The 14,008-nt window shown below is 50.7% G+C and carries 11 protein-coding genes; 2 read left to right on the top strand and 9 right to left on the bottom strand.

Going from position 1 to position 14,008, the window contains the following annotated elements; genetic code table 11:
- Window positions 1-24 precede the first annotated feature (24 nt).
- Window positions 25-348, top strand: a complete 324-nt coding sequence (locus tag M3630_RS11500; protein WP_173610979.1) for a DUF3892 domain-containing protein — start codon at window positions 25-27, stop codon at window positions 346-348.
- A 116-nt stretch (window positions 349-464) separates the two neighbouring features.
- Here the strand turns inward: M3630_RS11500 and M3630_RS11495 are convergent, their stop codons facing one another.
- The 3 genes from M3630_RS11495 to M3630_RS11485 all read right to left on the bottom strand — a co-directional run bounded on the left by M3630_RS11495 (window position 465) and on the right by M3630_RS11485 (window position 2,479).
- Complete coding sequence (locus M3630_RS11495; RefSeq protein WP_221868149.1) at window positions 465-968, bottom strand: DUF4188 domain-containing protein; 504 nt, start codon at window positions 966-968, stop codon at window positions 465-467.
- A gap of 9 nt (window positions 969-977) precedes the next feature.
- Window positions 978-1,610, bottom strand: a complete 633-nt coding sequence (locus M3630_RS11490) for a TetR/AcrR family transcriptional regulator (protein ID WP_173610977.1) — start codon at window positions 1,608-1,610, stop codon at window positions 978-980.
- 122 nt (window positions 1,611-1,732) lie between these two features.
- The gene (locus M3630_RS11485) at window positions 1,733-2,479 is read right to left on the bottom strand and encodes an IclR family transcriptional regulator (RefSeq protein ID WP_047071855.1); all 747 of its coding nucleotides are present in this window, start codon (window positions 2,477-2,479) and stop codon (window positions 1,733-1,735) included.
- A gap of 227 nt (window positions 2,480-2,706) precedes the next feature.
- Here M3630_RS11485 and M3630_RS11480 point away from each other — a divergent pair, with 227 nt between their 5' ends.
- Window positions 2,707-3,444 (top strand): YheC/YheD family protein, encoded by a 738-nt coding sequence (locus tag M3630_RS11480; protein WP_251252190.1) that lies wholly within the window; start codon window positions 2,707-2,709, stop codon window positions 3,442-3,444.
- A 56-nt stretch (window positions 3,445-3,500) separates the two neighbouring features.
- Here the strand turns inward: M3630_RS11480 and M3630_RS11475 are convergent, their stop codons facing one another.
- The 6 genes from M3630_RS11475 to M3630_RS11450 all read right to left on the bottom strand — a co-directional run bounded on the left by M3630_RS11475 (window position 3,501) and on the right by M3630_RS11450 (window position 13,997).
- Complete coding sequence (locus M3630_RS11475) at window positions 3,501-4,325, bottom strand: aldo/keto reductase (protein WP_232773831.1); 825 nt, start codon at window positions 4,323-4,325, stop codon at window positions 3,501-3,503.
- A gap of 78 nt (window positions 4,326-4,403) precedes the next feature.
- Window positions 4,404-6,041 (bottom strand): hypothetical protein, encoded by a 1,638-nt coding sequence (locus tag M3630_RS11470; protein ID WP_251252189.1) that lies wholly within the window; start codon window positions 6,039-6,041, stop codon window positions 4,404-4,406.
- Between the two features lie 36 nt (window positions 6,042-6,077).
- Complete coding sequence (locus M3630_RS11465; protein ID WP_251252236.1) at window positions 6,078-8,177, bottom strand: phage tail protein; 2,100 nt, start codon at window positions 8,175-8,177, stop codon at window positions 6,078-6,080.
- A gap of 33 nt (window positions 8,178-8,210) precedes the next feature.
- Complete coding sequence (locus tag M3630_RS11460) at window positions 8,211-10,454, bottom strand: putative baseplate assembly protein (protein ID WP_251252188.1); 2,244 nt, start codon at window positions 10,452-10,454, stop codon at window positions 8,211-8,213.
- A gap of 41 nt (window positions 10,455-10,495) precedes the next feature.
- Entirely contained in the window at window positions 10,496-13,546 is a 3,051-nt protein-coding gene (locus M3630_RS11455) for a putative baseplate assembly protein (protein WP_251252187.1), read from the bottom strand.
- A 49-nt stretch (window positions 13,547-13,595) separates the two neighbouring features.
- Window positions 13,596-13,997 carry a GPW/gp25 family protein gene (locus M3630_RS11450; protein ID WP_251252186.1) on the bottom strand — a complete coding sequence of 134 codons (402 nt, stop codon included), beginning with the start codon at window positions 13,995-13,997 and terminating at the stop codon, window positions 13,596-13,598.
- Between the last annotated feature and the right edge of the window lie 11 nt (window positions 13,998-14,008).

The raw sequence follows: 14,008 nt of genomic DNA, 5'->3' as shown, positions 1-14,008 counted from the left end.
CCTACTGATGAGGAGGGATGATGCATGGATCAACGAAACTTTGAACAAATTTATGAAACGTACAAAAATGCCGGAGAACAACAGGCGATCCAGGAAAATGAAGACAACAGCCCACTGACGAATACGGGAAAAGAGCAAATCGTCGCCGTCAGGAAAAATGACGATGGAGACTTGATCGCCTTTAAAACAGACACAGGCCGCGAGCTCGACTATATCACCGCACTCAACGACGCAAAGGCTGGCAAGCTGGCTCATGTAGACGTATTTCACAAGTATGGGAGAGACATTCTGCGGAGTGAGCCAGACGGAATCAAGGAAAACAATTTGGATAATCTGCCTGACTTTTGACGGCAAAAAGGTCGCCCACAGCAGAATCGGGGCGACCTTTTTTTGTATCGACGCGCATTGGATTAGTGGATAAACTTACCGCTACTCAATTCTTTTGTGGCTGCCGGTCTCTTCTGTTATTGTGCAGGAGTAGGAACTGCTGGCTCGTTCTCACCGCCCAAACGCCGGCGTGCCGTCTCCCTTTTTCCCACTGCCGGTAGATGCTCTCCTGCCTTGGCCAATCCCCAGACAGGCATATTTCCGTAAAGACATTCGTATTTTCCCGCATCGACCAAATACGTCTCGTGAAAAATCCCAACCGTTCCATCCATTCCTACCGCTTGGTTGAACTTCTTCCACGCGCTCAGATGATTGTGGCTTTTTCTCGCGTAATTTTCCAGGTGCTCATAGGATCGCCAGTACTGGATTTGGGTGATTTCACGGAGATTAAAATGCGAAGTGTGCCCCAAAAGTCCGAGCTCAGGATGCTGATACAACTCTCGCATCATGCCACCCATGGCGTTGGCTACTGGCATCCACTTATGAACCGCAAGCATACGGTTGATTCGCATCCCGATGATAAATACGACGAAAGATCCTTCCATTTGTGCTGTAAAACGCCCCGGAACTACTTTTGCCATCCGACTCCCCTACCTTATCAATGATTTGAGGTGCAGCTCATAACACGCCATATAATCAGACACATGAAACAAATGTGCCGTCAGATAGGCTCCGTAAAATATCGAGAATAGCAGAATAACGGCTTCCCTCTCCGGCAGGTGAAGGGCGAGTTGACCATCCTCGGCTGCTTCTTGCACGCACTTTTGCAACATTTGATGAAGATCAGTTGCTCTAATGGCTTCTCTCTCCTCTTCCTCGGGGAAGCGCAAGTACAATTCTGCATCAGATAAAAGCGGGACACACGGGTGCATTTTTTGCTCGGCTAAAAAGCTGATAAGGCTAAGCATGACCCCAGGCTGCTTCTCGCTATCGCGCGTAACCTTGGCAAAAATATGCCGAACAGCTTCCCAGCCTCTCTTGTCAGTACTCCGCAACTCAACAAAGCACTCTGCCTGCCATATGCTCATGTAATAAATCAAGAGCTCTTCTTTTTGCGGGAAAAATTTAAAGAATGTAACCTTCGACACCTCTGCTCGTTCGCAAATGTCATCCACCAGTACATTGCGGAAGCTCCCGTCTCCTATCAGCTCCAAGGCAGCGTCCAGAAGGGCGAATTTGGTTTTTGCTTTCTTTTTCTCACGTAGTGATAATGCTTCTGCCATCTTGTACTCCTTTTTCCATATTTCCATTTTCGTTTATAATAGTATATAAATTAACTTAAGTAAAGTTTTTTATTCGAGTAACAAAAAACCAGCACCTCCATGGCGGTGTGCTGGCTTCTTCGTTATTTCATCATTTTCCCCATCCGATAGGCTGCTTCCATGATGTAAGGAGCATATTGGCTCATTTTTTCAGGAGTCAGGCGGTTGGAAGGACCCGACGCCGCTATTGACGCTACCAATTGTCCGTTGCGGTTGAATATCGGGACGGCTACGGCTGCTGTCCCCAGCTCCCGTTCCTCTACGCTAGTCGCGAAGCCTTGCTTCCTGATTTGATCCAATTGCTCAATGAAAGACTCCTTGTTCACATAGTCAGGCCAATTCGGATCGCTGATGACTTCCTGCAAAATGAAAGGCTCCGCGTAAGCAACGAGTACCTTGCTGGATGCCCCCACCGCAAGTGGCATACGCGCTCCGATTGGCGCCACCCTGCGAATCGGCTGCTTGCTTTGGACTGCCTGTACGCGTATCCGCTCGTTTCCATCCCGCACGTACAAACTGATCGTTTCCTCCACCAAATCCCGCAATCGCTCCATTTCCGGCAGCAGCAATGTCGCTGGATCATCGTTTTGCGACAAGTTGGCGGATAACTCCCAAACGCGAAACCCAAGTCGATACTTCTCCGTCTGGACATCTCGTATCAGAAACCCTTTGTTCTCCAGCGTTGCCAGCAAACGATGCACGGTACTTTTATGCAAGGAGAGTCGACTCGCTATCTCGCTCAGGCCCAGATCCGTTGCGTCCGTAAAACAGAGCAGGATATCCAAAGCCCGATCGACTGCTCGAACGTTTGCTTTTTGTTCTTCTTCCATAAGTGTTTGACACCTGCTTCCTACTTTGTTCCGATCGTTTCATCTGATGAAACGAATATGCTACTTTTCAGTATACGAAAAAATAAAGCATAGTAAAGAGCGAATCCAAAGGCTCCCCTACCTATTTTCTATTTACGAGGTCATTCCCACAGACGCGGAAACCAGATAGGACATACACTGACAGCAAAATAGCTACGTTTCCATTCTCGATTGGGGGAATGACCTTCTTGGGCAAAAAGAGCAAATCAAAACTGACCAAGCATAACCTGCTCCGAGCAAGTTCTGCGCTTGGCTCGGCCTTACCCCGGACAGCTCGTTTTTCTAAACAGTCTTTGTATGCATTTCTGGATCAATACAAAAAGGTGATCGTCAAACCAGCAACAGGAAGTGGTGGTGCTGGCGTCATGCTCATCACCCGGAAAGCCAAGGGCCGTTACCGCGTGCAACGTGGACCTGCACACCACACGTTGCGTGGCAAATTGGAGACTTACAGGTATTTGCGCAGAAAAATAACGACCTCTTATCTGATTCAGCGCGGTATCTCACTGGCACGCGTCAATGGTGCCTTGTTCGATGTAAGAGTGATGGTCCAAAAAAGATCAGGCTCTCCCTGGGCCGTTACCGGAATCCTTGCAAAAGTAGCAGGCAGAGGCTATATTATCACCAATGTCAAAAGAAGCAAGGGACGGGTGCTGCCGATCCGTTCAGCTATTCAACGCTCATCGATTCGCGGTGCTTCTACCTCCACGATCATTGCTCGCCTGCGAAGAATCGCCATACTCGCTGCCAAACGTTTGGCACGCTATTACACGAGCCAGAAGGTCTTCGGACTGGATATGGGGATTGACGCAAGTGGCCGCGTGTGGATTATTGAAGCCAATCTCCACCCCGACATTACCCTGTTCCTGAAGCTTGCCGACAAATCAATGTACAACAGCATATGTGCTTATCGAAGGCATGTATAAGAAAAAGGGGAGCCGTTCTGACGCGGGCCCCCCTTTTTCTGTGTGTGATTGTCCTTTTAAAAATCAAAATGATCCGGGTCTGGCCCAAAACGCTTGTTTTCGTTTAGGGCAGTGATTTTTTCTACATCCTCTGCACTGAGGGAGAAGTCAAAAACATCTGCGTTCTGGCGAATCCGCTCAGGTGTGATCGACTTCGGAATCGTTACCACTTGGTTTTCCAAATCCCAGCGAAGCACAATTTGTGCAGGAGACTTGCCATATTTTTGTCCCAATTCCACCAAGAGAGGATGATCGAGATTTCCTTGCATCAACGGGCTCCATGCCTCTAGTTGAATGTGATGCTCTTTGCAATACGCATGCAATTCTTTTTGGGTAAGCAATGGATGATACTCGACTTGGTTGACAACCGGAATGATCTCGCTATGTTGGCGCAAATCCTCGAGGTGGTGGCTATGAAAATTACTGACGCCAATCGCACGTACATATCCATCGCGGTACAGCTTTTCCAAGGCCCTCCATGTATCGACATACTTGTCTTTTACGGGCCAGTGAATCAGGTACAAATCCAGCGTATCGGTACCCAATTTTTTCATACTTTCATCAAAAGCCTTCAGCGTTGACTCGTAGCCTTGATCCGCATTCCATACCTTGGTCGTGATGAACAATTGATCGCGATCAATCCCGGCTTGACGGATTCCTTCGCCTACGCCTGCTTCGTTGCCGTAGATAGCTGCCGTGTCTATACTGCGATAACCCGCTTCAATCGCGGATCGGACGGCCAACGTTTCGTTTCCGTCTTTTGCCTTCCAGACACCCAGACCCAGCCAGGGCATCTTCACCCCGTTGTTCAAAACGGAATGATCTGTGATATGTGTTGCCATTGGATCTCCTCCCGTCTTACGCTGATATGTACTTACATTAAGAAAGTGTAGCATAAATACAAAATGAAGCAAACCTTGCTACTCTTGCGAATCTTGATACACCTCATCCTCTGTCCCAGCTATCAGCGGTTTGATCGCCCACCATCTGATCCTTGCCCGATCTGTCTGAACAGGTCCCTTCACCTGGACGCCGATCCGAAACGTTCCTTTCTGCGGATAAACGATAACCCCCACGGCAAAATGCGCTGCATCTGTCGCATACTCCGAATCATCAAAAACACTGCTATGCCCGTACATCACTTGCTCATGCTGGGAAAGCAACTCATCGATCACATCTGCATGAAAATCCTCGATTCCTGCACCGACATACACGTTACCTTTTCCGAGAGAATGCTTGAGCTCCTCAGAAAAATAACGATTGCCAATCTTGACTCCAAACGGCCAGTTGGAGGAGTATGGCTCAATCGGTATTTCTACCACGCCAGTTGCTACTTGTTCATTAGTCTTTCCTGGTCGGGGCAGTCCAAGCTCAAACTGGTAGACAGACGCCAGATGATCGTAGCTCACATCGAACTGCGGCTTATCGCCTGCCGCGATTTCTTTCACACGCGTGGTCACCTGGAAGGAATCCCCAGGGGACCCTTGCTCGACTGGCTTTCCCTTCTGTACACGCAACGCAAGCTTTTGCAAAAGCGTTGGCGTATACACGTACTCCCCAAACGGAACAGGAACGATCTTCTCAATGACATAGGTCGCATTCATTTGCAGCAAGCATACTTTTGCCAAATAAAGAAAAGGCTGTTCGTTTGCCTGTGTCACCTGATCTAGCTTGCGATTGTAGTAATCGGACACAAGCCGCTCTACCAGATCGTCTGTCGTGATTTCAATTTTCCCTACAGAGACGAGATCGGTATGCACCAAGCGATCGCCGAGTCGAACCTCTGCCTTGCCACCCAGCACTGTCAGCTCCACCGTACCGCGATCCCTGCCAGCCTTGATCGGAATGGAGATGACGTAATCCGTCTCTTTCGCGTCAACAGGCTCTAAGAAGGATACGCTACCGTCGCTGCTTTCCAAGACTGTCAGCCCTGCCGCATCCAGCTTGTAGTGGAATTGCACGCGTGAGGTTTGTACCGTCTTCTCGATGTGCAACTGCAAGGTAAATACTTCACCCGGATTGACGTATCGCGGAGTTGCCTGCCAAATGCGCACCTGTTGATCTGCATAGAGGAGCATTCTTTGCTCTACCAGTTGCACCCCTTCGATGGAAGCGGGATGTGGTGCCTCCTCTTTGATAAAAAGCCGGTATCCTTCTGCCACCCGGTTGTATTCAGCCATTTCCTGCTCGACGGTTTCGGAGACGGAGAAGACCTGTTCTTTGCCTTTTTCATCATAGGCCAAGCAGACGTACACATTTTTCGCGTAATCGTTGTTGCTAAAGCCTTCCATCATGGACAGCTTCAGCTTCACAGGCTCAGGGAGCACGATTTCCCTCCCGAGATAATCGAGAGCGACTCCAGCTTCGACCGAAATCTGCTTTTCGTCCACAGCGATCACCTGCAAACCGCATACCACTCCACCCCCGTGAAGCAACCGATTGGTGAGTCGACGTTTGTCATTAAAATAGCGCTGTTCTGATTCGAAATCTCTGACGGTCAACAGCTTCCCTTTGAAATACACATTCCGTTCATGTGGAAAATAACGCAGATTCTTCATCTCGAACACCCCACTTTGCGTAAAAATCTCGGCTTCTTACTCCAGCTCTGCATCCAGGCCAATCCTCGTGTCATAATCGATTCGTCTGCTGCGGTCCTTTCCGCTTAGCACCGTGTTGTACGGCATGGATAAATTTTGATCAAGCGTAAGGAACGACGGCTCCGTCAAATAAGAATTAATTCCTACGTAGCTATGGAGGTCGGCGTAGATGCCCGGTCGCAGAACGATGAGCTTCGCCTCTGTAAAAGCAGGCTTTTGATCTTCCAAAATCTTTTGCAGAACCGACTGCTCTCGCTCTGTTTTCGCGCATTCCTGCGAAACGATCAGGCAAAATTGATACGGATGATCCATGTACAAGGAAGAGATTAGCTCGTGCAGCTCCGGAATCGCCTTCATGTCCCTGATTTGAAAATACTCAACGATCATCGGGCGCTCCCCGGTATACAGCTGTACCATCTTTTCCAATCCCGCACGAGTACCCCGCTCTGCGTACAGCTCCGGTGCGCGACGAATCAGCTCTCGGCGCTGTGCCTCTGTCCAATGCTCTTCCCTGCCCATCCCTAACCAGGAAGCGAGCCAAGGGACGAACTCTCCAGGTGTCGTATCAGGATCGAACAAACGTGAGATGGTATCAATCTGTTCCTCCAGCTCCAAGTAAAACGTCCCGAAAAGGGAGAGGAAGCGCTCCAAAAAATCAGCACTGGCAGGTTCACTTTGATAAGTCGCTGGCAGATAACGCAAAAATGTGTCGCGCGGCGAGTAAATCCGCATTTGCCTGAGGAGCGGCGAGTGGCGGTCAGTACCGAGCCATTCGATTTTGAGCCATAAATAGCGGCCTTGTGCGGAATGAAACAGCGCATCTGAAGCGTTGATTACCGGCTCTGACCATAGATTAGCCGTCCGTTGCAGCTTGGTTTTCCAGTCCATGCCGGGTTCCAGCAAAAAATCATCCAGATTGCGTACGGCTCCATCAATCACCTGCTCTTTTCGATCAGAAGAAAACGTCGAGATGAGTAACTGCGTTTCTTCCGGTATGTCTGCTTCCAGCGTGAATTTATGCCACACCGTTTCAAATTCCGTGCTATCCAATGCACGAGAGAAGTAGATGCCCATCGGTATTCCCGTCGCATCCAGGTTGGACGTCCGCGAGACGAGCCTCATCATAGTCAGAACATTTTTCTGCGCATCCCAAACGTACAATCGTTGCTGGTGATCAAAAACAAGCTTGTCTGCTCGACCGTGGTAATTGGTCAATGGCGCAAGTGCTTCTCCCGTAGGTTGAAAACGCAAAATGAATCGGGTATGATCATGGGCCGAATCGATGGAACGACTATCACCCACATAGAGGATGGGACCTGGACCCACTGCAAATCCCGCGGGCTTGGTGCCTGACGGAATCGCCAGAGTGCACACATCGGCGCCTTCCGAAGAGAACCGAAACACTTGATTCGTCTGTGCCAAAAATAGATAGGCCATGCCCGTTCCGGCAACAGACAGACGAAACAACCTTCTTCGCCTGATCTCACGGAGTGCAGATGTCTCTGTTACTTTCAATTCCTCATGCACGTATGTAGCGTCCACTTTGCCTGCCCGATTCAGCCGAAGGACGATGACTTGTGTTCCCGCTGCGATTTCCTTCCGTGCATTGTCCCCATCTACCACCACAGGTGTCGCGATGTAAAGACGTCCTTCTCCATCCAGCCCTGCATCCAAAGGAAAAAGCCGCGGTTCCTCCCCCTCTTCCCAGTTCCAAACGCACTGGCCATTGGCTATGGAATACGCTCCGACTTTTCGCCTCGCCTCGGGGTCGATGATGTACACGTATTCATCGTCAGCGACGAGAAACGAATCTCTGGAAAACAACCCGCGTCCAGCCCGAAACACCGTCTCCTTGAAGTTGTTGCTGTCATCGTAATGCGTGATCTGCCCGCTTTCATCCAGCCAAAGCAACGAACCAACGCGTGCCATGGCAAAATCCAAGAGTCGAGAGTGATGTGTCGTCCCAGCCTGATGCACATGATCGATCACATATTCGGGCGATTTATTCAGCGCGATCCCCTCGTTGGAGACGTGAAGGTTATACCAGGCCCCCCGCTGCCAATCGGACGGATTGTTCAGGGAAAAGAAACGATTCATTGTATCCACGCCCACTCCTCCGTTTGTTCACGTCTATCTTTCTCTATCCAAAACGAGCTCCAGAACATGCTCTCCTGAGTACACCAGCGCATGGCGCGGAATCTCAATATCGCCCCCTTCGTCCCTGACGATGCCTGTGCCCTCTGCGGAAACCCACAAATCCGTCACGTACAGCACACCCTCGATCTGGTTTAACACCTCGTAGAGATCACTTTTATAAACAGGTCGGCCAAACTCCCATCCTTTTCCTTGGTGAGTCGAAGGATTGTGCAGATCCAAAGGTGTCAAATATCGCTGTAATGCTTGTAGCACCATCTGCTTTTTGTCCGCAAATGCAGGCTCCACCATGATTGTCGCAAAAACGGTCACTTTGATATAGGCAGGAGCAGCCACATGGACTTCTGTTGTCAGGAGCCTTCGCTGTTCCAATTGGTGGCGAACGGTCCTAAGGAAGCCTTCACTTGGCAATGGTGTCGGCTGATCGCTGAATGGGACGATGACGACGGTCATTTGAGCGGCTGCATTTTGCTCGGAAGCTCCCATTTCCCCTACTTTGTACAGGGGGATTGCCTTCGCCCGGGCCACTCGCAATCCGGGAGTCGATAGCGCGATGGCCTCATAATCTTCTGCTGTAACGGCCCGCTGCGGTTTTTTCCATTCCGTCCTCATCCTGCGCTTGGCTTCATCAATCGTTTCCCGTTCGCTTCCCCCACAGGCTGGACGGGGATTCGTCACCTGCGCAGTGGTTCGCTGCCGGGCGAGTGGCAGGAATCGGGTAATTTGCCCTCCTTGCACATTCCCCTTCGCACCTTGGCCTGTCTGACACGATATGATCCGAATACCCGCCATGCCTTCCAGTCTTTCGGGAATGGCTCCGTGCTCATTGTTGCCAAACGCAATTTCTGCCCCGTCTGCATCAATCAGCATAAAATGGCGGTCCTGTGGTCCTGATCGGTCAAAATCAGTGACCAGCGACCAGTCTTCCCAGACGGGAAACGGACTGCCTTCATCCTGACGCGCCACCTGAATGACAAACGTTTCCGGCAAGATCGATTGGACATTCAGCCGAAACACTTGATGTGGCAATCCACTGCTTTCTCCAATGAACCGCTGCCCTGCAAAGTCACTCCGATAAGCGATGACCCGAATATTTTTGCGACCTTCTGGCGTTGCACTTCCAAATCGAATCATCGTTGTGCCCTGTTCTGGGTCACGCGAAACACGAAACGAAAATACGCCTGTATCGGCTTGGTCTGGTTCATCTTGATTCCATCCACTTTGCCAATGTTGCCCCTTTTTGTATTGAACCTCCACAGTGCCGTCGTACGATAGCGAACTGGAAAGGACGATCGTCTGATCCGATTCCCCCGTTCCATCGAACTCCCACGCTTGACTGAAGGTTTCTCGTTGGATGACACTCACGGTGTTCAGCTCGATTTTCTCCATGCGAGGAGCCAATTCGAATCGACCTGCACGCAATGTCGCACAGAGCCAAAAACGCGGCCGATCATTGGCAGGGTAAAGCATGAGCGGCTTCATTGTTCCTTCCAGCTCGATCAGGACTCGTCCCGAGAAGGAGAGATTCATCGTTTCATCCGAGATTGGTGGCAACGGACTCCACCCCATTTCCTGCGTTCGTTCGTTCTGTCCGTAGTACTCCCACTCGAGGCTGGCCGATGGAACGAAAAGCGATGTGGGCGTAAGCGGGGCAATTGGGACAGGATAGTCCTCAAACAGGCGCAATCCGATGGAGACTGCTTTCCCCACTGGCAGCGGTCGATCAAAGCCCAAGTAAATCTTGTTTCCTGTCTTCGGTTCCTGGCCAAATGCGTAGTAGGAAACACCGTTATGCGCATTGGATGAACTCACATCCGCCGTCCCGCTTTCTGTATGAACCAGCACTCGCTCCAGGCTGGCCGGTACCAGAACAAGCGAATGTTCCGTCTCGAAAGGAAGATTCCCCGCGAACAATCTCGTCTTCTCCGGAAGGATCGCTTCTTCTGACACGTCGAAAAACGTTACATCTGTCATTGCACATGACTGGTTCTTTGGGTGTACACCCATAAGCTGCAAAAATTTGCGTTCGTTCTTTTCGGTTATCCGGTTGAGATAATATTGCTGCATTTCCATCAACCACGCGAACATCTCCAAAAGCGTAATGCCGGGATCGTGATGACGGTGATCCCCCCACTCTGGCTGCAGCTTGGGGATCGCGTTTTTTGCTTGTTCGACGATCTCTTCAAAGTGGCGATCATCCAGATTCTTGGATGGAAGCATAGTGCACACTTCCTTTTTCAATGTTTAGGTGGGAAGAAAGCCTAGCCTTCGTGAACGCGGACGCTGATTCGATGTGCTCCCTCTGTGACGATCCCATGTACAATCGTTTCGTATTCAGAAGCGAGTATTTCTTTTCGGTGCCCATTTTCTGTTCGAAATACAGCCAAGGTCAAATGATCCACAAAGCGGACGCCCTTTACGGATTTCAACAAGGCAAACAAGAGCGAAGGGTGTACACGTTGGCCTATTTCCCAGCCCCCACCATGCAGATTTCCCGAAATCGGGTCAAGGAATCTCGCGAGCTTGCCGAGTGTCTCCAGCTCCACCTCAACGATTTCCTCCAAAGCCCCCACTGCCAGCTCTGCCGTCACCGCAATTTCCAAGTAGACAGGCTCCCTGACATGAATCCGTTCGGGAGAGGCTATTGTCGCTGCCGCATGTGTAAGCAAGTAGTTCGTGACAGAACGCCGGAGCTCCAAAAATGGTGTCCCGAAGCTTCCCACTGCGGGCAATACGATCACAGTGACATGTCCTGCTTCTTTTTGCAGTCGGCTGTTCCGATTCGGCAAACACTTCACTTTGACTATCCCCGGATGCGCTTCGCGGACGAGCCATTCGAAATCTTCACTCGTCACCGCTCGATAACGATGCTTGATTGTCTGAGGACCGCGCTGCAAGGCTTCCGTCAGCAATTCCCGATTACTTCCCCCAATCGCAGGCACCGGATTGCTGACAGCTTGGACAAACGGAATTGATTGTTCCAGTTGATTCAACTGCCCAGCAGGCAGATTCCCTGCTGTTCCCCCTCCGACCTTATACGTCACCCTTACGGAACCGAGTCCGGTTTGTGGAAGCTCCCTACCGTGTCGGCCATCGCCAAACAAAATTTTTCCGCTAGCACTCTCCAAGCAGTAATGGCGATCATCCGGGCCAGAATCGTGCAGATGCTCTACTCGCTTCCACAGAACCCAGCATTTTTGCTCGTTCCCTTCAGAATCATAGAGAAGCTCCACCCGATTTTCTGGATACTCCAGCCAGCTCTTTCGTTCACTCGGCAAAAAGAAGCCTGTCTCATCTACCCATACCTCTTCGCCCATGACGGGATGTCGGATCAGTCTGTACTCGGCTTGTGGTCCCTCTGCTATCCGCTCTGCCATTTCATTGCGAATCGTCTCCTGTTGAATGGCTCGTATCGTATTCGGATAAAAGCCGCTTAGCACGGGATGTCTTGCATTCGAAGTGCCTCCTCCAAGACGATTGTCTACGTTGACGGCGCGAATCCAATAACGCTCCCGTTCAAACATTTTGCTTTTTTCCATATCAAAAGGACCAGCGAAACGTACGGTACCACTTTCCGTAAAACCAGCGGTCTGATCAATCGTTTGCAGCTTGGCCCAAGTCGTCGCTCCTGTATCTCCGCGCTTGTATTCCCATTGCACAACCGGAGCATCCCCTGGGGATTTTTCCATTGGTAGAAAAGAAAAGTAGAAAGAGAGCGGTCCTTGTAATGGCGGCTGCTCAAATCCAAAGTAGACGGCGGGATGCAGGCATTCGGGCGGCAAAAACGGCTGGAAGCTGGCCTGATGATTGCCTCTACCGACAGGTTGCTGCCAATCCAAGTCGTTCTGTATGAGAATCGCTTCCGGCTCATGCAGCGACTCTCGGTACGAGTAGCTCAGACGCATATCTTCCAGCCACGGGGCCATGTATACAGGATTTGGGCCGTATAAGCCTTCCACCTGAAGAATTCTCACACGAATCCAACAACCATACTGGGATTGCACGGTTGTCGGCTGTAAATCATCCGGACATGTAAAAGCAACCACAATCTCCTCATCCGAATCGGTGCCGGCAAATAGCTTTTCAAGGTCGTTTCCTGACAGAAGCACCATCCATCCGCTGCCATTCCAGTATTCCCATACCACCTTGCTGACCGTGACGGGTGTCGTCGCAGGAGGGTCAAAGGAAGACTCTTTCATGATCCATTTCCATTTCGGTTCCGGCTGTGACAAGTGCGTAGCGGGATAGGGCACTGTCTTCATTCGAAAACGAAGGGCAACTGTACTTCCAGGCTTCGTCAACGCCTCTTCACAGGACAAAAAAAACATGCCATAAGGTGCGAGGTGCTCGCCAAACGCAAGGCAACCACTCCCAGAAACCTGTACATCATTGGAGAAAAGCATGTCGGGTGCAAGGCCCTCCGGATCATCTGTCGGCAAATAATCCGTCTTCAGCTGGATGTGGGTCAGAGAAAGGCTCCCGCCATTTTTCATCCACTCGCGAATCATGCCTGGCTTCACTCTACAGCGAAGCCAACGGTTTTCGATTCCTTGCACTTCACTGGGCTCCCATTTTTTCCGCTGCTTTTTTTCCAAGCGCAGCCGATTTAGATCAGCTTCGATCTTGTCGAACAAAACCCATTCGCCCTCTGACTGATACGTCCACTCGACCAGCTCCGGATTCGCCAGCTTCTCTGCCAGCAAGGATTCCAGATAGCGTTCCTGATTGGACACCATCGTGAGCTGGATCGAAGCACTCTCCCCTAAACAAAACAAGTCCTCGTGCCCCAAATACCAGCAATGCTCCTGGTGATTAGGCAAAGCCTGGCAGTCCAATAGCGGGAGCGGTGCATTTGTTCCAAGCCAACACGTTACATCTGTTAAAAAGTCTCGGCTGCCATTGGAAAACAACAAATCTGTCGGGAGAGAGGGGGTAGCCAGCATAGGATGATCGGTTTCAAAAACCACTTCATCGCCAAGGGCAGACTTCCCCGAAACCTTTGTACCCGCCGGAATCCACACTGGCTTTTGCACGCCCGTACTCAATTCAAATGCCAAAAAGGTTTCTGCCGGTCTTGCCTGAGCCATCCCGACACCAAGCATGTTAAGAAAAGCGATAAAATTTCGCTCCGGCACTTGATTCAAGCGATCACGATTATTCATCAGCATGTCTGCGAAAAGGAGAAACAAAGCCGTACCCGCATCAGGATCTTCTGGAGTGAAGCGCCACTCCGGGGTGTAAAATGGCACCACTTCGCGCATTTTTCGGATGACTGCCTGCATGTCCCGCGGATCGACCAACGGTGGTTTCACATTACCCACCTCCCTTCCTTTTTTTCTTCACGCGACTGTGACTCTTGCGCTACCCATGTGGATCGAGACGATGGACAGGATACAACAGCTGATAACCTTTGTTTGTCGCACGTACGGTATAGCTGATCGTAACATTCACCGTTTCGGAATGAGTCTTGTCGACCTTGGCCTCCACTTGGACATCCCGCACACGCGGTTCCCAGATTATGATCGCTTCTGCGATGCCTGATTGGAGCAAAGCCAGGCTCGTTCCATCCGTGCCATCAAACATAAAGCCTTGCAATCCGCTCCCGAATTTCGGTCGCATCACACGCTCACCCTTTGCTGTGGAAAGAATGATGCGTATCGCTTCAGCGATGTCATCCTCGTAGTCGGACAAGCGAATACGGCCTGTAGCCTGATCCACCTGAATAGGGAACTTCCATCCTTTTTCACCGAATGGCTGCTGCATGGAATCCCCCC

Origin of the sequence: Brevibacillus sp. MER 51 (assembly GCF_023714195.1) — a bacterium.
GTDB lineage: Bacteria > Bacillota > Bacilli > Brevibacillales > Brevibacillaceae > Brevibacillus.
The sequence above is the reverse complement of the archived record's forward strand: the minus strand, read 5'-3'. Positions and strand labels throughout refer to the sequence as shown.

Bases quoted from the DNA above. Each gene is read 5' to 3' on its own strand.
- M3630_RS11485 (WP_047071855.1), bottom strand. From the start codon at position 2,479: ATGGAAGAAGAACAAAAAGCAAACGTTCGAGCAGTCGATCGGGCTTTG.
- M3630_RS11460 (WP_251252188.1), bottom strand. From the start codon at position 10,454: ATGCTTCCATCCAAGAATCTGGATGATCGCCACTTTGAAGAGATCGTC.
- M3630_RS11470 (WP_251252189.1), bottom strand. From the start codon at position 6,041: ATGAAGAATCTGCGTTATTTTCCACATGAACGGAATGTGTATTTCAAA.
- M3630_RS11500 (WP_173610979.1), top strand. From the start codon at position 25: ATGGATCAACGAAACTTTGAACAAATTTATGAAACGTACAAAAATGCC.
- M3630_RS11465 (WP_251252236.1), bottom strand. From the start codon at position 8,177: ATGAATCGTTTCTTTTCCCTGAACAATCCGTCCGATTGGCAGCGGGGG.
- M3630_RS11450 (WP_251252186.1), bottom strand. From the start codon at position 13,997: ATGCAGCAGCCATTCGGTGAAAAAGGATGGAAGTTCCCTATTCAGGTG.
- M3630_RS11495 (WP_221868149.1), bottom strand. From the start codon at position 968: ATGGCAAAAGTAGTTCCGGGGCGTTTTACAGCACAAATGGAAGGATCT.
- M3630_RS11490 (WP_173610977.1), bottom strand. From the start codon at position 1,610: ATGGCAGAAGCATTATCACTACGTGAGAAAAAGAAAGCAAAAACCAAA.
- M3630_RS11475 (WP_232773831.1), bottom strand. From the start codon at position 4,325: ATGGCAACACATATCACAGATCATTCCGTTTTGAACAACGGGGTGAAG.